This window comes from Roseibium algicola (assembly GCF_001999245.1).
Taxonomy (GTDB): Bacteria; Pseudomonadota; Alphaproteobacteria; order Rhizobiales; family Stappiaceae; genus Roseibium; species Roseibium algicola.
Genome location: NZ_CP019632.1, coordinates 27550 through 44247, shown reverse-complemented (window position 1 = coordinate 44247; position 16698 = coordinate 27550). Strand labels below are relative to the sequence as shown.

The following is a 16698-nucleotide window of genomic DNA, read 5'->3' as shown; positions in this document are numbered from 1 at the left end:
CCGATGAAAGGCCCAATTGATCTCCGGGCTTCGCCCTGCGCGCTCCGCTTGCCGATGAGGCATCACCCAGCCGGGAGGTTTATGCTTCTTCTGTGAAAGCCCATCGTACTCCAACTCCTCACGAGTAAAGGATGAGCGGTTCCCCCAATTTTCACGCGGCCACGCTGCGCGCGTCCACGAGAAAATCGGCTCCCCCACTCACCGGCTCCGCCGGCCGCTGCGCGGTCCTTGACTCCCTCGTCGTGCAGAAGTGGGGACCTTTCGTCAGAAAAACGAAAGGACAAATCAATGATCAATCAAGTCAACACCATCGACGGCGGCAGTGCAGCTTACTGGGCCGAGCTCCGCGAGGCTTATCAAGTGATCGCCAGCGTGCAGTTTCGACTAGACGCTCTTAAAACGGAACCGCAGTACTGCGGATTTGTCGATGCTTACGGCGAACAGGAAGTCTTTGAAAACGTTGAACCGTGGGATCGTCTAGCCGCCGCTCAAGAGGCACTGAAGGCCAACCCGCGCGCCCTTACCATTCTGGAGGCGTCAGGCCGGACAGCCGCATTTCTCGATATTGGCTTTTGAAACGTTCAATCGCGAGAGGGCGAAAGCCCTCTCGCAGTCTTCATCATGGTGACAGCCTGGCGCGCATCGAGCGCGCCAGACCGTCTTGGTAGGGTATCGCCGAACTTCTATCCCCAGGGACCTACCCCGATAGGACGTTTGATAATCCTGCTTTTCATCAGTTCTTCGCCTGGCTTGAGTTGCCAAACCGGGACGCGCCGACTTTCTCGGTCATGTCGTTCCGTCGGAAGAACATGGCCCGGCCGCAACGCAGTGGTTCGTTGCCGCTGGTGAAGATGATCTGTTCGTCGGATCGCATTTGCAGAACTTCATGCGGCTGGATGAGAGGACGCTGAGAGAGCTGGCGGGACCGGTTACGGGTGACATGACCACCGCGCGAGGAGCGGCTGACCTGTTCCACCTCGATTGTCGTCATGCCGCAGCGGTCGGAAATGTACCGGGCCGTGTCCGGATCGTTGATCGCGGAGAAGGAGACCCAGGACGCGGATTCGAACCACTTGGACGTGGCATCTTTCCCGCCGAAGGCTTCCCGCATCTGTCCGAGAGACTGAAATAGCATCAAGAGCGAGATGCAGTATTTGCGACCGGCATCACGGGCCGTCTCGATGATGCGCATGTAGCCGAGGCGCGCAGCCTCATCCAGCATGAAGAGCACCCGGCCGTTGACGTTGCCGTCCCGGTTATAGACAGCCTTCAAGAACGCACCGATGATCACACGGGCCATGCCGGGATGATTTTCCAGAGTGGACAGATCGATGTTGAGAAAGATCGTCGTCCGACCGTTGGTAATCGTATCCGTTCCAAACGTGTTGCCGGATACCAGCGCCGCATAGTTGTCATAGGAAAGCCAGTGCGTTTCCTTGGCCGCGGTCGCATAGACGCCCGAGAAGGTCTGAGGCGTCATGTTGATGAACGGACCGACAAGCTCTTTCACGAACTCGGTCGGAGCCGTGTCGTGGATGTCGGCCAGGAACTCTTTCAGGTTCTCCTCCGGTTTCGTCAGAATGCTCCGCACGGCGCGCAGCGACCGACTTCCCGTGGCGTTCTCTTGATCGGAAAAGACCACATGCGCGATTACGCTGGTAATGAGCTGTTCCGCATTGGTGCGGAAGAAGTCATCGGCGCCGGATGCAAGCCGCGGCTTTTCCGACATGAGCCAGGCCGCGACCGTCGCAATGTCCTCTTCGATTGACGAGCCGAACTGTCCGACCCAATCGAGGACATTGAAACCGACGTCAGATTCCTTTGGATCGAGACAGATAACCTTCTGTCCCATCGCGCTGCGGCTCTCAGATACCATCGGCGCTATCTCTGTCGATGGATCGAGGACGACCATCGAACCAGGATATTTAAGGCAGGTCGGAATGACTACCGATGTCGTCTTGTAGCCGCCCGATCCGGCAAAGACGATGCCGTGGGTTGATCCAAACCCCTGATCGAATGCAACGAGGGGAGCCTTGCCGCCTTTGCCCCAGGTCTCCTTATGGCGCGGATCGAAATTGACCTCCGTCACGCTATCCTTATCGACCCGGTAGCGCTCACCCAGGACAATTCCGCCTTGCTCCGGAAAGATCCTGGCAGCCATCGCGTTGTCCATCCAGTCGCTTTCGCCATGGATGGCCCGTCGGCCGGAAACGCGTTTCGGCCGATTGACGCCGAACGCCGTGTTTCCTTTCAGGCCGACCTTCAATCCGAACAGGCCGACGAAGAGCGCGCCGGTTGCACCACTGAGCGAATAGAGATCGGCATATTGCAGGATTGTCCCAGGCTGCACCTGAGACGAAAATGAATTCAGCCGCAGCACCTCATGGAGCGCCGCGATGGTGAACACCATCAGGCCGCCGATGAGTACGCCCACGCCAGCCCAGCTAACGTCGAGGCTGCCGCGCGCTGAAAAGAGAACAATGAGACCGAGGCCGGCAGCGACGAGGGAGGGGAGGGTGAGCCCGATCCTGCCGAGCATCATGTAGGCTTTTTGATTTGTGGCGAGCGCGGCCATCTTCGTCTCAATCCCGCTCAAGCCCCACACCGCCGCCAGCATGAGGGCTATCGGGATCAGCATCAACATTGCCCTTTTGACTGTCATCCTTGAACGCCGCCTTTCCGATCGCGCGCCATCTGTCGCGCTGATTTGTATCGCCAAGCTGTTTCGCGGCATCGGTGAGGATGCCGAGAAGGATGGCCTTGTCGGTTTCGCGAAGTCCGGCTTTGACGATGAGGCCGCCGAGCTGGATCTTCTCTCTTGCGTCTTTCTTGCGGTCCATGAACCGAGCCCGCTTTATCCGATTTTCGAGAGTTCGGAATTGCCCCTCAATTTTGCGGAGCCGGAGTGTGAGCTTGTGGAGTGGCCGGGTTTTGAAATCGGGCAGCAACATCTTTCAGAGCTTTGGAGAGCTCTGCCTCGTCAATGTCGAGATCGGCCAGGCCGCTCTCCATGACGAGCTTGGCAACGCGCTCGGACTGCTTCTTGAGCACTTCCTTTTTGCGCTGCTGCAGTTTCGCAATCTGTGCTTCGATGTCGTCGATCTGTTCGGAGGCGGTTTTGGCAGTGCGTGGAGCCATGAAATAATCCTCTTCAAGTGAATGGTTGCCGGTGCGGCATGGTTCGCTCTTAACGGGTCGGGGACTCCGTGTCGAGACGGGTTGCAGCGGGAGCCGTTCGTTCAACCCATGCGGAGTCCGCTCAGGTAAAAAGAGATGGGCCTATCGGTTTCGAAATGCGGGTTTTGAGGATCTGGTTTTCCAGCCCGAAGGGCCGCAGTCCGGTTTTGAGGAAAACCGGACGGAGCGGGCGGAGGCTTGAACGCGCTCCCCATCAAGCGCCGAAGAGAAAGCCGTAGCCTGTGGTAAACCAGATCCGGGCGGGAGGTCGGTTAGACAGTCAACCAATCCGGAAGAGGCAACGATTTTTGAAATTCGCTCTCTTTGGAAAAGCGCCAGTTGACGCCGAGCAGACCGGTGATGCGATCCGATATGAGATCCTGGAGACGGCCGTCATCAAGCATATTGACTTTCGCCTTTCTGACTACAAGTTCCCAATTGCGAACCAGCCTTAGATCAAGATCCCAAGTGATCGCAGATCGCCGTTGCCAGATCTTTTGAACGATACGGGAATAGGCGGCAGTCTGTTCGCCCGTCCAGCGGTTTGCCCAGGCAATGCGCTCCCACACTTCGTCAGACTGGCCGTGCGCATCAGCGCGACCCGGATGAAACATCCGGTGACAAGCCTTGCATAAGGAAAGCAACGCTACGAGAGTTTGAACGCCGCGCGTATCCGATACAGCGTCGCGGCGTTTCGGAGTGTGATACTCCCACAGCTCATGACACTCGATTGATTGGGGCTTGTCACCGCAGACCTGACAACAGCCGCCGCTTCGCGCGGTAGCCTCAAGCCGCAACGCGTTCCAGCTCCCTTGCGTAAGGATGTTTGCGAGGGATGCGCCGAAGGAGGTTTCGGGGATCATGTCAATCATGAGTGGCTGGATTTCGCTTTTGGCGAAGAGCGGCAAGAAGAGATCCAGCTCGGCAGGGATCTTATCGACCTTCCTCAGATCGATGAGAGCGCTTTCATTCTCTACCTGCGCTCCCGCCTCCTGGGCGTCGGCTTGTTCCGTCGTCCGGATGGGCAGATTGATTTCCAGTGTTTCCGCAGCCCACGTGCCGGGAAAGAGCGCAATCGATCCATTCGGCAAAGGACGTTTGGTGAAATAGTGAAGCGGGAAGCTGTCAGGCAAATCGTCGTGGCTGACCTTAAAGCCCATCGCATTCTGAAGCCTGACCCTCTCCAGTGAAAAAGAGCGTGTTTCGGTCTTCAGTGTCGAGGCCGCCTTTGGGTTGGCTTCGACTTTTGGAGCTTGTCGTTCAGAGGTGGGGGCGGGTGGAGTGACCTGTGTTTGCGCTTTTCTGCGAATGAGCCAGCCAAACATGTTTGGAAATGCCTTTTTCAGAAAATGAGCTTCGCGACTTGAAACCGAAGAGATGGGCTTGCGCCCAGCCGCCGCATGGCGGCTGCTCATTAAGAGGACTGCTTTCAAGCAGAACTTACTAATGCGCACTTATAGGATTGTGGATACAATCCCGGTATGCTAAGCGTCAAGTGTCTTCGCAACTCTGTCGCGAAGTTTGACGCCAGGCCCTTGAAATGAATTTCAGAGGCTTGGCTGTTCGCTTCGCTCGCTTCAACCCGCCACCGTTCGCCCCCATCATCGCCGCCCGCAGGTTCAGCGCCCTCCATGGCCATCTATCATTTCCATGTTCAGGTGATCTCCCGGAGCGAAGGCCGGTCGAGTGTCGCGGCGGCGGCATACCGGCATCGTACCCAGATGACGGTATCGAACGATCTGGACCACAAGAAATTCAACTACGCCCATAAGGACGGCGATCTGGTTCATGAGGAACTGGCGCTGCCGGATCAGACGCCACAGTGGTTCCGGACACTGATCGACGGGCGGAGTGTCGCCGGCGCGAGCGAGGCTCTTTGGAATGCGGTCGAGGCGCATGAGACCCGCGCCAATGCGCAGCTTGCCCGCGAGATCGTGTTCGCGCTGCCGTCGGAATTGAGCCGCGAAGAGAACGTTGCCCTCGTCCAAGGCTATGTCCGCGAAGCCCTCACATCGAGAGGCATGATTGCGGATTGGGTCTATCACGACAAAGAAAACAATCCGCATGTCCATGTCATGCTGACGATGGCTCCTTTGACGGAGGCGGGGTTCGGGTCGAAGTGGGAAACGCTTCTCGATGCGAAAGGAGAACCGGTTCGGGCGGGAGGTCAGAAGAACGGCAAGATCCAGTACAAGGCATGGGCTGGCGACAAGGAAACGCTGAAACAGTGGCGGGAGCTTTGGGCCACGCATGCAAACAAGAGTTTGGAGCAAGCCGGCCAGGAAACGCGGATCGATCACCGCAGCTATGAGGCTCAGGGGATCGAGCTTCGCCCGACATCCAAGATCGGAGTTCAGGCTCGCAACATTGCCAAAGAAGCCAAAGCCCAAGGACGTGAAGCCGATCTGGAACGAGCGGTCTGGCATGCGGAAAGTTGCCTGGAGAACGTTCGGCGTATCAAACGCCGCCCGGAAATTGTCATTGATGCGATCACACGCGAGAAGAGCGTTTTCGATGAGCGGGACATTGCAAAATACCTTCATCGCTATGTGGACGATCCGGGTAAGTTCCAGGACCTGCTGGCGCGCGTTCTGAATTCCCCGGATGTCGTGAAGCTCGCCGTCGAAGCGGTTGATCCGGAAACCTGCGAAATGGAACCGGCGAAGCTCACCAGCCGGGAGATGATGCGGCTCGAATCGGAGATGGCGCGGCGGGCCGATCACCTTGTTTCCGCTTCCTCCCATGGCGTCGATGAGCGGTCTCGCGCCGCGGTCCTTTCCAAGATCCAGCAGCTTTCCGATGAACAGCGTGTTGCGATTGAGCGCATCACGGCCGATGAGCGAATGGCGTCCGTTGTCGGCCGGGCAGGGGCGGGCAAGACCACGATGATGAAAGCCGCCCGTCAGGTCTGGGAGTCGAACGGCTATCATGTCGCCGGCGCCGCCCTGGCGGGCAAGGCGGCCGAGGGGCTGGAGAAGGAAGCTGGAATCGCATCGCGCACCCTGGCGTCCTGGCAATTGTCGTGGGCGCGGGGTGAGGGGCTTCCGGATAGAAAGACCGTGTTTGTGATTGATGAGGCGGGCATGGTCGATAGTCGGCAGATGTGCGTCTTTGTCGAGACGATCGCGAAGGCCGGAGCCAAGCTCATTCTGATCGGGGACGCGGAGCAGCTGCAGCCGATCGAAGCCGGTGCCGCGTTTCGGTCCCTGACGGGCCGAACGGGCTACGCGGAACTTGGCACGATCTACCGTCAGCGCGAACAGTGGATGCGCGATGCGTCCATGGATCTTGCACGGGGCGATGTCGCCAAAGCGATCAACGCGTATCGCGCCAACGGTCACGTTGTCAGCATGCCGCTCAAGGATCAGGTCATCAAAGGCATGATCGATGACTGGTCGGCCGACTACGATCCCTCGAAGTCGATGCTGATGCTTGCCCATCTTCGAGCTGATGTTTTTGAGCTCAACAAGTTGGCACGCGCCACGCTCATTGAACGCGGTCTGATTGAGGAAGGGCACAAGTTCCGTACCGAGGACGGCGAACGGTTCTTTGCTGCTGGCGATCAGATCGTGTTCCTGAAGAACGACCGAGACCTAAACGTCAAGAACGGCATGATCGGCCGCGTGGTCGAAGCGGGTGAGGGGCGCATTGTTGCAGAGATCGGGGCTGTTGGTGGTAGTGGGGGATCGGATCAAACCCGGCGCGTCGAGGTCAACCATAAGACCTATCGCAATGTCGATCACGGCTATGCGACGACGATCCACAAATCTCAAGGCGCGACCGTCGACAAGGTCAAGGTTCTGGCAACGCTTTCGCTGGACCGGCATCTGACCTATGTCGCGATGACCAGGCACCGGGAAGACGTGAAGCTCTATCACGGAGCGTTGTCGTTTGCGAAGAATGGCGGCCTGGTCGAGGTTCTTTCCAAGAAAGGTGCCAAGGATACGACGCTCGATTATGCGGGCTCGGAACTCTATGCCCAGGCGCTCAGCTACGCGGGCAGTCGGGGTCTCTACGGACTTCGGGTTGCGAAGGCCATGGTGCAGAACCAGCGCCGTTGGTTTGGCGAGCAAAGGGCGAAGCTCTTGGCGCTCGGCGAGCGGCTTGCCGTGCTCGGCGCAAAGCTTGGCATTGGTTCACGCGGTCTTGCCACAAACGCACTTACCGTCCAAACAGAGCCACGCGAACAGGCGGCCCCGCTGCAGCCCTGGATCAAAGGCGTTGAGGAATGGGCACTATCCGTCACTGAGACTGTGGAGGCCAAATTGCAGTCCGATGCAACGTTGACAGCCCATTGGGTTGAAATCCAGAACCGCGCCCGTCTCGTCTATGAGCAGCCGGACGAGGCCGTAAAGTCGATGCGGATCGATGACATCGTGAAATCGAGTGGCGCTGAGCAGGTGTCCGCCCGCGATAAGCTCGCTGAAGAATTGGCGAATGCGCCCGAACAGTTCGGATCGCTACGCGGCAAGACGGGAATGCTTGCGGGCAAGTCCGCTCGCGAAGCTCGCGAGCAGGCGTTGAACAACGTTCCGCAGCTCAGCGACGATGTGAAAAACTACATCCGTCTCAGGGCCGAGATCGGAGACTTGCGCACGGTGGAGTTGGAACGGGAGCGGGATCTGTCGCGCGTCGATGTGCCGGCGCTGTCGCCGGCGGCCGATGGCGTCTTGTCGCGGATCCGCGATGCCATCGACCGCAACGACCTGAATGCGGGCCTGTCCTTCCTTCTGGCGGACAAGATGGTCGAGGCCGAGCTCGGTGAAGTCGCCGCGAAGCTGGACCAGAGGTTCGGCGAGAGAACGTTCATGGCCGGTCTCAAACCGGAGGGGCCTGCCTTTGAAAAGGCCGCCGCCCGGGTTGCCGATGAAGATCGGAGCAAGCTTGCGGATGCATGGCCGAAGTTCAACGCGCTGCAGAAAGTCGATGCAAAGAAGCGTTCCCAGGAGAAAGCTCAAGCGCAGGTGTTGAAAAAGGAACAGGTCAAAGATCAGGGCATGACCCGGTGATAGAGAAGGCGCGGCGACGGGGCAAGCGGAAAGCCTTGGCAATCCTGTCGCTGGCCGGATTAGCGATTGGCGGCATTGCCGCCGCCGGTTTTCTCGGCGGCTACCGGATCAACACCACACCGAGTTTCCCACTCGGACTTTGGCGGATCGAGGAACTGTCCAGGGAAGCTCGCCGGGGGGACACATTGTTCATCTGTCCGCCGGCGAATTCGCCGGCGATCGAACTGGCGCGCGATCGGCTCTATCTTCCTGCAGGTTTGTGCAACGGCGGCATGGCACCGCTCATCAAAACCGTTGTGGCCTTGCCGGGACAGACCGTCACCATCGAGGGCAATCAGGTTGCCGTCGATGGCGAGCTCCTGGCGCATTCTTCCATCCAGGCGAAGGACGAGCAGGGGCGTCCATTGACCGCCTATGCCGGGGGTATCGTTCCGGCGGGCGATATCTTTGTTCATTCCGATTACGTGGCTTCTTATGATTCAAGATATTTTGGCCCCATCCCGGCGAGCGGCATTCTCGGCCTGGCGCGAGAAGTGCTCACCTTCCAGCCCTAAATTCGCGCGGGGTCTGCTTTGCGTCCTGGGAGGCATTGCGACCGGCACAATCGGCTGGTCCGGCAACGTGCTTCTGCTGCCGGCCGGAATGCTGTTTCCGGCTTTCTGGGCCTATTCTCCGTCCCGATCCGTGGCGGCGCTGGTGGCAGCGGCGCACTTCCTCGGAGCCTCACGAGGCTTGCCGCAGGGCGCGTCCATATTCTTCGGATCCCAATATGCTATCGGAATCGGCCTTTGGTTCGCAGCGTCTCTCGTCTTTGTCGCCGTCTATTCCGCGCTGTGGTCGGGCCGATCCGGTTGGCCGCGAATGCTGCGGTATCTAATCGCAAGCGTTCTGATGAGCTTGCCACCCTTCGGAATCATGGGTTGGGCCAGCCCGATCACTGCGGCCGGCGTGCTCTTTCCGGGATGGAGCTGGTTCGGACTGGCAGCGACCGCGATCCTGTTGCTCATGATGACCACAAGCCTTTGGAGGATCGCGGTCCCGATTGTCGCCGGATGTGCTGCTTGGTCCGCCGCATTCTGGACGGACCCGAACGTAATTGAGGGTTGGACCGGCATCAACACCACTTTCCGCTATGAAGGGGCTGGACAGCACGCCGGTTATGAGCAGCAGCAGGAAACAATCGCCATGGTTCGCAAGGCGGCCGGGCAGGGGGCTAAGGTAGCGGTCCTGCCCGAGAGCGCTTTAGGACTATGGACTCCGACGACGGAACGGCTCTGGACAGATGCTTTGTCGGATCTGTCAGTGACCGTGATCGGGGGCGCCGCGGCCATTCAAAAGAGCGGCTATGACACGGTGATGGTGGAGATCGCGAAGTCGGACACGCGGATCCTCTATCGCGAACGCATGCCGGTCCCGGTTTCCATGTGGCAGCCTTGGCGCCGGCTCACAGGAGACGGCGGCGGAGCCAACGCCTACATATTCTACAATCCAGTTATGCCTGTCGCGGGCTATCGCGCAGCGCCGTTGATCTGCTACGAGCAGTTGATTATCTGGCCTGTCCTGCAATCCATGGCTTTGAACGCCGATATCATCGTGGCGATCGCCAACGGCTGGTGGACCGGCGGAAGCAACATTACCGCTATTCAGCGTGCCAGCGTCACAGCCTGGGCAAAGCTGTTCGATGTTCCGCTGGTGATCGCATTCAACGAGTGAAGCCATGATAGATGCCGCCCTGATAGAACAGTGTGCCGACCCTTCCTTGACCCCTGCCATCGTTGAAGAGTTCATTGCGGCGGCAGGATCAGAAGATCCGTTGAACGTGACCGTTCGTGCCGGATCGAAGACGTTTCTGGTGCCGAAGGTCAAATCACCCGAAGAAGCGATGAAGCTGGTTCAGGATCACCTCGGCAAAGCCGTCGTGCGCGTCGGGCTCACGCAATACCCCGTTGGAATTGGCGTCACCGACAAGTCCCAGGTCACCGCGGATGTGTTCGACACCTGCAACAACATCAAAATCGGGACCGCGCTGTTCGCCCGCGTCTATCGGGTCGTGACGAAGTGGTACGGCACGCCGGTTCAAGAGGCGTTCGAAGATGCCATCGAGGCATACCAGACCGGGTATTTCGACGGTGAGTATGTGTTCACGGCAAAAGACCCAGGAGAGAGCGTTGATCTGGCTGCTCCGGACCCGGCCGCCTCAGTGGAGGGAGCGCCGGCGCCAGAGGCTGACAATGCGAGTCCGGACCCCAGGAATGAACTCCGGCAACAGCTATGGGCGCAGGATCCAAATAAGGCGGACATTGGCGTTGATCTGTCCGGAATAGGGGACTTCAACAGAGAATGACCAGCCACATCGTTGTTGCCGTGTATCTCTGTGCTGCGACATGCCAGCCACAGCAATTGCGCGTTTGGGACGGTGACAGTTTCCTGATCGGCATGAAGCACGGCTCGGAGCGTGTGCGGGTTCTCGGCCTGGATACCGCCGAGATCGACGGAAAATGTTCCTATGAAATCCAGATGGCAAAGAAGGCCAAGCGCCGGCTCGCCGAGTTGGCGAACGGACAACGCATTCAGATCCTCCGAAATGGCAAGGACAAGTATGGCCGCACCCTCGCAAGGGTCTTGGTCAACGGCAACGACGTAAGCCAAATTCTCATCAACGAGGGGCTTGCCCGGCCGTGGCACGGACATCGCGAGCCGTGGTGCTAATCTTTCGGCTTCTTGATCCGTCGAAGAAACTCCATCGGATCCACGTTGAGCGCCAATGAAATCTGATAGATTGTAATAACGGTTGGGTTCCGTTTTCCGCGTTCCAGGCTGCTCAGATATTGCTGGCTGATGCCACTGATCGCCGCAATTTCCTTTTGCGTCATATTCCGCTCATCTCTTAGGCGGGTGAGATTTTTTCCGACGAGGCGGCGCATGTCCATGCGCTTTTGATTGGCAGCTTACAAAATTAGAGTTTATCAACTTCTCTATTCGTCAAACATGGGGATTGACGGGCGACCGTATTAAGAGACTTTTGCGCCTGCGTCGCCATTATTCACGTCATCATGTCGGCTTTCCGCAAATCTGTTTATTAAATGGCCTAGTTTTCAAGTTTCGTGCGAAATGTATTTGAACAACTTCGTCACGAATATACATAGATGGCAAACGAAATGTTTTTGATATTTTCAGCCACCGCTCCTATACTTATCCGCTAGTTGATTCACGTCTATTCGATGGTGAAATTGACCCGAGACGTTCACATCTCGACCCACAAATGACGAAGCTCAATTCTGTTTAGGTTGAGTTCTCGTTCGTGTTCGGATGATAGGACGGCGATACGCAGATTGGTGTCGTGGCTGACTAGATTCAGACGATCATCAAGACTCCAACCGGAAATACCAACACGAGATAGGGCGCGAATCCAGAAATCGAGTCGGTTGATCCAAGACACTATGCCGCCCGTCTGCACATAAGCGATCATGACTGCCTGTTCGTGCGCAGCGCCGTGCAATCCCGCCTTGAAGCGCTGTACGCCACCAGTGCTGCCGTTCGCAACGCGCAAATACTCACGCTTGTCTCGGTTCTTGCCCTTTGGTGTGGGAAGTCGTTTGCATTCAATTGGAAGAAGCGTATCAAAATCGTCATGCCGGCGTCCTTCAATCCAGATGACCTCTCCCGCTGGCGCTGCAACGAGATCAATTCGGCGCGAAAGCTTCGTTTCGTCGGGCTCTTCGATGCGGAACTGGAGAACGTCCCAGCCGGGAGATTTTCGGGTGGTGCCGTTAAGGTGAGCGCAGAGTTGCGAGGTTAGTTGTGTTTCAGAATCCCCAGTTGGTCGACCACCACGATCCCGCCAGCTCGGCAATTCTTCCAGAATGAAAGTTATCAGTTGATGAAGCCAAGTCTTCGGACGATGTAGGTCGGGTGAGAACCCCCCACTCTGAACATTAACTCCGTCAGAATCCGCCAGCATTCAAAATCCTTGCGCCCGAAGATCGGCCAATACGTCGTCGCTATCGCGCAATGCCACCGAACGTAGCCAGTAACGAAGACGATCCGGCTTCAGAAGGAAAATAAAATGCCCGTCATATATTCTTGCGATGCGTGTAATGGAAACCGACGTGCCCTTTTGTTCCCTTAGTAGAACATCAATCTTGTCGTGCAGCGTATCTTCGCCGTCCCAATCGATCACCCCAGTCCCAAACACGAAGGGCTGGCAGACGATTCCTGACCAGCGCCGCGGTGTCAGCGATATCAGCGGCTTTTCTTGATAAACTGTGTTGATCTGCTTGCAGAACAAACGTGCGAAGTCGTCAAGTACCTGGCAGGCATCCTCGCGTAAAAGACAAGACTCGTTGCCCTTGCGAACGAATTCTCGATACTGGTGGACGATATCCTCGGCAACAATTCGCTCATTGTCGCTGAGGTCGAGATCGCCATCCTCAGGAAAGGGCAAAGCAAGCACATCAGCTCCGGCAATATTAGTCGCCTTCTGGGTGAAGAGCTTCGTGCTGATCCCAGCTGCATAGGCGCGCAACGCGATCGACTCAGTTTTGAGCCAGCGTGCAACTACCTCTAGATCGTCGCGGCCAGCCTTGGCGAATCCGACGATCTGGTTCTTAAAGGTGAGATACTCTTCAGACCAAATCGCATTTGGCAAATCTTCATGTTCGCGGACCAAGAGCATAGGCGGAGTGAAGAGTTCGGCCGAGCGAGGGCCCTCAATCGGCTTGTCTGGCACTACAGTGATTTGGCTTTTGTCGATGCCGGTCACGGAAAGAGCGGTCGAGGGCAGAAGTGGCTTGCCGATCAGGTGATCAGAGGGCCGGGATACACCCTTCTGGCCCTCAACGAACCCCTCGCGAACATGCCACCCTCGTTCAGCGGCATGCTGCTTAAGCGTACGATATTGCTTGAGCCTTTTGACGAGGCTGTAAGCGCGCGCCCCGCCCAAGAGACCCGAACGCCAAATTTCAGGTCCGGGTTCCGCGAGAACGTCACTGCGCGGTAGCCAATGCAAATCATAATAATCGATATCGAAACCTTGTTCGGCATCGGCACGACCAGCGCGACGGAAAACAGCGTGCAAGATTCTGCGGTTATTGGGTGGTTCAGCCGCATCCGCAACGACGGCGACAATTTTAGTGTCTGCGCCACCTTTGCTAAACAATCCACGAATCGACACAAAATCGAGGATTTCGCGCACATCCCAACGTGAAAAAAAGGCAGTGCGAACAGGTGCGGAGCTGGCGTTGTAGATCAGGTTATACTGTTGAAGCATGGAGAGCGTACCCCCAGGAACGAGAAGTTCCATGGCTTCATGCAAGAACAGGTACGCAATCTGCTTGTCTGCCCCAGTACCGATAGCTTCTGTGAAGCGCTGATAGCTTCGGATTGCACCTTGCGTCTTGAGGGCGGATACGAAGGGTGGATTACCAACAACGACGCCGATAGGGCCAACAATGCGTTTTTTCTCCTTTGCTTCAAAAAAGCAGGATTCTATTAGTGTACGGTCGTTTAGCTTTGGGAAAAGCTGAACACTTGCGCGGATATCTTCAGGCTCCAGCGCGTCGCATAGCGCCAGGCACAAGCTGAATGCTGCTAGCTCGATCGCGCCACCTTCGACATCAACCCCGCGAAGGCGTTCGACTAATGCGCGTAACACATGGACACCAGGTTTAGCCCAGCCGTTTCGGCTTCTCCAGTGCAGCACGAGGCGCTTGTAAGCCTCGACCAAGAAAATACCAGAGCCACATGCAGGATCGAGGATGAGTTCGTCTCGGTCGATCACCCGGTCAAGTCGTTGCCAGCTCAATGCCTCATCAAGCATGAGGCGGACAAGCGAAGGAGGTGTATAGACGGAGCTATCGGTGTCGGAAACGAATAGCTGATAGATATGGCTGATAACCTCGACGGGTAAATCGCGGAAAGAGTAGAGCGCCCAGAGGTTGAGCTGCCCTCCTGCTTCAACCCGCGTCTCTATCAGCGTGCTGAAATCTTGAAGTTCCGTGCTGTTCTCAAGTGCGGCGCGGTCCTCGTCGTGAATTCTGAAAATGTGGCCGTTGAAGCGCATTTCAAGAGATCGAAGAAGTTGTACAAGCGCAGGACCGTCCTCAAGAACATGAAAAAATCTCGTGGCACCTTCAGTAAATTGCCCGAAAAAGTCGGCTGGGAGAACGCCGCGTTCTTCCAGATAAGCAATGAGGAGTGAAAGGATAAGAAGGCGGCGTCGAAGCCCTGCGTTCAGTAGACCACTACTCTTCAGTCTAGAATGGAGGCCACTAACGGCATCGACAAGCCGGCGATGTGCCGATTTCGACGCGGATAGAAGTAGCTTGCAAGCTGCTGGATCATCCCAAAGCGTGCTGTTTCGCAGTCTTTCTGCGTCCCACCAAGCTTCTTTTGCAACTATACGTGAAGCGAGTCCCAGTGTTTTAACTGGTTTGCAGACTAGATCTCCCGAAGCCGAAATGAAATCGGCCTTGTGGGCGCATCGGAAGAGCTGCACCAGGCCTGGTATCCGCCGATAAAGGAGTGGAACGCCGCCCCAACTCCAGATTCGTTTGTGCAACTCCGCAAACGCCGGATTATTAGCAGGCCCATCATCGACGAATAAGAACGCTTGCGGTGCCCCCGGCCTGCCTTGTTTCCCCGCTTCGAAAAACACCGCGTAGGCGCCATATGAGGCGGCCTTCTCCATGGTCACAACTTCTTCGGGCGGACGGCCATCAGGCAAATATCCTGCGACCCGAACTAGACCATCAATCTGGACACTGCTGACATCCAGATGCTCAATCCAAGCCGTTTTCGCGCCGCTGACGGACATACTATATTCCGCTTTTGATCGGCTGCATCAGGACTTACGATTGTCTTTGCTGAGTTCAAATCCTTCACGAAGCAAGTCAACCATCGTCATACCCTGGGCAACGGCATAACCTTTAAATGCCTTCTTGAAGTCGGCCGGAACCTTGAAATTCAGAGTTTCGAGCTTCTCTATGGAGTGACGGCTTGTAGAATTCAGCGCGTCCTTCGTTGTGTTGATCGCCATGACCACTTTCCTCTGCTCACCGCAAGCAGAGGAACGAATAACAGAATTCTGTATGGCCAGCAATCGGGCAATACAGAATGGCTGAAACAGCAGCGGAACTCTTTGTCGCGTCTGGATGGATGTGATTAAGGCGCGTAGCGGCCCTCTTCCTCAAAGCAGTCGCACCACATGTCGCGCCAAAACGTGTCACATGACAATCTCCGTGACGATACTGTTCATGATCTACCAGTTTGCTCGCTAGCTGGTCCGTGTCTGGCGGTGAGAATATCCCGTTTGGATACATGCTTCTCTGCGTGGTCGATGCGAGGTCGCTTCGAAGGAACATCGCAGCATAGAGTGATGGTGGTTGATGTTTCCTCGCGGCTAACTTGTGTTTTCCTGTGTTGCAGTTCACTGTCCGACTGTGGGTTTGGGAGGTACACGTGACAAAAGCAGAATTCTTAAATTTGAAGTCCGTGCGCCCTGCGCCGGATGATCTACCTCGAAGCCTTCGGAATTTCATTGACTATCGAAAGTCGGGCTTAAGTCTCAATCACATCGTCGGGTGTCCTCTGGATTGTGGCTACTGCGTACGCCACTTGTTCGAGAATTTTTCGATGAAGCGACCCCACCTCATCGTCGATGACGAAATCGCCGTGCAGGAACTCATCGGCCATTGGGCGTTTCGTGCTCACACGACTCCGATTCAGATTTTCAACCGAGCTACGGACCCCTTCCTGCCTGGTGTGAAGACGCATCTTTTCAAGACCCTCGAAGCTCTGGATAGGCGAGGGCTCAGCAATCCAGTCCTGGTTATCACCCGATGGCGAATTGATCGATCAGACGTTGAGCGTCTTGAAGCTCTCAAGAACCTGCAACTGACGATCTTGGTCACCTGGTCAGGGATCCATGACGAACGTGTGGAGCCAGTACCGTCGGCGATAGCCGCAGGAAGCTTGGAAGTGCTGGCTAAATCGGCGTCTCGTGTGAAGAAGATCCTCTACTGGCGCCCGATTATCTCGGGTCTAAATGATACGATCGACCACTTCGCGTCTGCACGCCGGCTTTCGGAGTTAGCGGATGCGACGGTTTTCACGGGCCTCTTTTACCGGAAAGAAATCCAGGCCTATTTTCGAGAAGCCGGGGTGCCTGACCTTTACACGGATTTGGCCCGACGAAAGATTTTACCACGTGATACCGAAAGTCGAATTTTGGCCCATTTCGAAGGGCGCCCGATCTTCCGCAAAACGTCATGCGGGGTCGCCTTCGCCCACGGGACACCAGATTTTAATGGTCATTTCGGCATCAGCGAAATTTGTAGCATCTGTCCCGAGGGCCAACGTGAGATCTGCAGTAAGCATCACCATAAACCTGACACTGAGGCTGTTCGAAGCCTCGCTCGTAGCGTCTCGCTGGCGGACCTAAATGGAATCGAGATTTCTGATCGTCGGATCGTAGTGTGAGCGATACTTGAAGTGCGACTTCTGCGGATTGCAA

Annotated in this window: 15 protein-coding genes; 7 read left to right on the top strand and 8 right to left on the bottom strand. The window is 56.6% G+C overall.

Annotation, left to right across the window (positions count from 1 at the left end):
* Positions 1–288 precede the first annotated feature (288 nt).
* Positions 289–576 carry a hypothetical protein gene (locus B0E33_RS30445; protein ID WP_077294769.1) on the top strand — a complete coding sequence of 96 codons (288 nt, stop codon included), beginning with the start codon at positions 289–291 and terminating at the stop codon, positions 574–576.
* Positions 577–733: 157 nt separating this feature from the next.
* Here B0E33_RS30445 and traG read toward each other — a convergent pair whose 3' ends face one another.
* The 4 genes from traG to B0E33_RS30425 all read right to left on the bottom strand — a co-directional run bounded on the left by traG (position 734) and on the right by B0E33_RS30425 (position 4592).
* The gene (gene traG / locus B0E33_RS30440) at positions 734–2638 is read right to left on the bottom strand and encodes a Ti-type conjugative transfer system protein TraG (RefSeq protein ID WP_265733584.1); all 1905 of its coding nucleotides are present in this window, start codon (positions 2636–2638) and stop codon (positions 734–736) included.
* Positions 2583–2840, bottom strand: a complete 258-nt coding sequence (gene traD / locus B0E33_RS30435) for a conjugal transfer protein TraD (RefSeq protein ID WP_062492143.1) — start codon at positions 2838–2840, stop codon at positions 2583–2585. The genes traG and traD overlap by 56 nt, the downstream gene beginning before the upstream one ends.
* 46 nt (positions 2841–2886) lie before the next feature.
* Entirely contained in the window at positions 2887–3138 is a 252-nt protein-coding gene (locus tag B0E33_RS30430) for a TraC family protein (RefSeq protein WP_062492145.1), read from the bottom strand.
* Between the two features lie 311 nt (positions 3139–3449).
* Positions 3450–4592 carry a hypothetical protein gene (locus tag B0E33_RS30425; RefSeq protein WP_156912585.1) on the bottom strand — a complete coding sequence of 381 codons (1143 nt, stop codon included), beginning with the start codon at positions 4590–4592 and terminating at the stop codon, positions 3450–3452.
* Positions 4593–4808: 216 nt separating this feature from the next.
* On the opposite strand from B0E33_RS30425, the gene traA reads away from it, so the two are divergent.
* The 5 genes from traA to B0E33_RS30400 are packed head-to-tail and all read left to right on the top strand — an operon-like array spanning position 4809 to position 10895.
* The gene (traA, locus tag B0E33_RS30420) at positions 4809–8186 is read left to right on the top strand and encodes a Ti-type conjugative transfer relaxase TraA (protein ID WP_077294760.1); all 3378 of its coding nucleotides are present in this window, start codon (positions 4809–4811) and stop codon (positions 8184–8186) included.
* Positions 8186–8740, top strand: a complete 555-nt coding sequence (traF, locus tag B0E33_RS30415; RefSeq protein ID WP_077294863.1) for a conjugative transfer signal peptidase TraF — start codon at positions 8186–8188, stop codon at positions 8738–8740. Before traA ends, traF begins: the two co-directional genes overlap by 1 nt.
* Positions 8661–9899 (top strand): conjugal transfer protein TraB, encoded by a 1239-nt coding sequence (locus tag B0E33_RS30410; RefSeq protein ID WP_077294757.1) that lies wholly within the window; start codon positions 8661–8663, stop codon positions 9897–9899. Before traF ends, B0E33_RS30410 begins: the two co-directional genes overlap by 80 nt.
* A 4-nt stretch (positions 9900–9903) precedes the next feature.
* Positions 9904–10530 carry a TraH family protein gene (locus B0E33_RS30405; protein WP_062492152.1) on the top strand — a complete coding sequence of 209 codons (627 nt, stop codon included), beginning with the start codon at positions 9904–9906 and terminating at the stop codon, positions 10528–10530.
* The gene (locus tag B0E33_RS30400; RefSeq protein ID WP_062492154.1) at positions 10527–10895 is read left to right on the top strand and encodes a thermonuclease family protein; all 369 of its coding nucleotides are present in this window, start codon (positions 10527–10529) and stop codon (positions 10893–10895) included. The genes B0E33_RS30405 and B0E33_RS30400 overlap by 4 nt, the downstream gene beginning before the upstream one ends.
* On the opposite strand, the gene B0E33_RS30395 is transcribed toward B0E33_RS30400, so the two are convergent.
* From B0E33_RS30395 to B0E33_RS30380, 4 genes are all read right to left on the bottom strand, one after another.
* On the bottom strand, positions 10892–11116 hold the full coding sequence (locus tag B0E33_RS30395) for a helix-turn-helix domain-containing protein (RefSeq protein WP_062492156.1): 225 nt from the start codon (positions 11114–11116) through the stop codon (positions 10892–10894). The two genes, B0E33_RS30400 and B0E33_RS30395, sit on opposite strands and share 4 nt — an antisense overlap.
* 314 nt (positions 11117–11430) lie before the next feature.
* A complete protein-coding gene (locus B0E33_RS30390) occupies positions 11431–12147 on the bottom strand; it encodes a hypothetical protein (protein ID WP_077294754.1) in 717 nt (238 codons plus the stop codon).
* The gene (locus B0E33_RS30385) at positions 12148–15000 is read right to left on the bottom strand and encodes an HsdM family class I SAM-dependent methyltransferase (protein WP_228148174.1); all 2853 of its coding nucleotides are present in this window, start codon (positions 14998–15000) and stop codon (positions 12148–12150) included. It lies immediately after the preceding gene.
* Between the two features lie 27 nt (positions 15001–15027).
* A complete protein-coding gene (locus tag B0E33_RS30380) occupies positions 15028–15222 on the bottom strand; it encodes a hypothetical protein (protein ID WP_062492162.1) in 195 nt (64 codons plus the stop codon).
* A gap of 422 nt (positions 15223–15644) precedes the next feature.
* Here B0E33_RS30380 and B0E33_RS30375 point away from each other — a divergent pair, with 422 nt between their 5' ends.
* Positions 15645–16664, top strand: a complete 1020-nt coding sequence (locus B0E33_RS30375; RefSeq protein ID WP_228148173.1) for a radical SAM protein — start codon at positions 15645–15647, stop codon at positions 16662–16664.
* Positions 16665–16698: the final 34 nt, after the last annotated feature.

Excerpts from the sequence above, each read along its gene's own strand:
- B0E33_RS30395 (WP_062492156.1), bottom strand. The coding sequence starts at position 11,116 with ATGGACATGCGCCGCCTCGTCGGAAAAAATCTCACCCGCCTAAGAGAT.
- B0E33_RS30410 (WP_077294757.1), top strand. The coding sequence starts at position 8,661 with ATGATTCAAGATATTTTGGCCCCATCCCGGCGAGCGGCATTCTCGGCC.
- B0E33_RS30425 (WP_156912585.1), bottom strand. The coding sequence starts at position 4,592 with ATGAGCAGCCGCCATGCGGCGGCTGGGCGCAAGCCCATCTCTTCGGTT.
- traD (WP_062492143.1), bottom strand. The coding sequence starts at position 2,840 with ATGGACCGCAAGAAAGACGCAAGAGAGAAGATCCAGCTCGGCGGCCTC.
- B0E33_RS30390 (WP_077294754.1), bottom strand. The coding sequence starts at position 12,147 with ATGCTGGCGGATTCTGACGGAGTTAATGTTCAGAGTGGGGGGTTCTCA.
- B0E33_RS30385 (WP_228148174.1), bottom strand. The coding sequence starts at position 15,000 with ATGTCCGTCAGCGGCGCGAAAACGGCTTGGATTGAGCATCTGGATGTC.
- B0E33_RS30400 (WP_062492154.1), top strand. The coding sequence starts at position 10,527 with ATGACCAGCCACATCGTTGTTGCCGTGTATCTCTGTGCTGCGACATGC.
- B0E33_RS30430 (WP_062492145.1), bottom strand. The coding sequence starts at position 3,138 with ATGGCTCCACGCACTGCCAAAACCGCCTCCGAACAGATCGACGACATC.
- traG (WP_265733584.1), bottom strand. The coding sequence starts at position 2,638 with ATGCTGATCCCGATAGCCCTCATGCTGGCGGCGGTGTGGGGCTTGAGC.
- B0E33_RS30380 (WP_062492162.1), bottom strand. The coding sequence starts at position 15,222 with ATGGCGATCAACACAACGAAGGACGCGCTGAATTCTACAAGCCGTCAC.
- B0E33_RS30445 (WP_077294769.1), top strand. The coding sequence starts at position 289 with ATGATCAATCAAGTCAACACCATCGACGGCGGCAGTGCAGCTTACTGG.
- B0E33_RS30405 (WP_062492152.1), top strand. The coding sequence starts at position 9,904 with ATGATAGATGCCGCCCTGATAGAACAGTGTGCCGACCCTTCCTTGACC.
- traA (WP_077294760.1), top strand. The coding sequence starts at position 4,809 with ATGGCCATCTATCATTTCCATGTTCAGGTGATCTCCCGGAGCGAAGGC.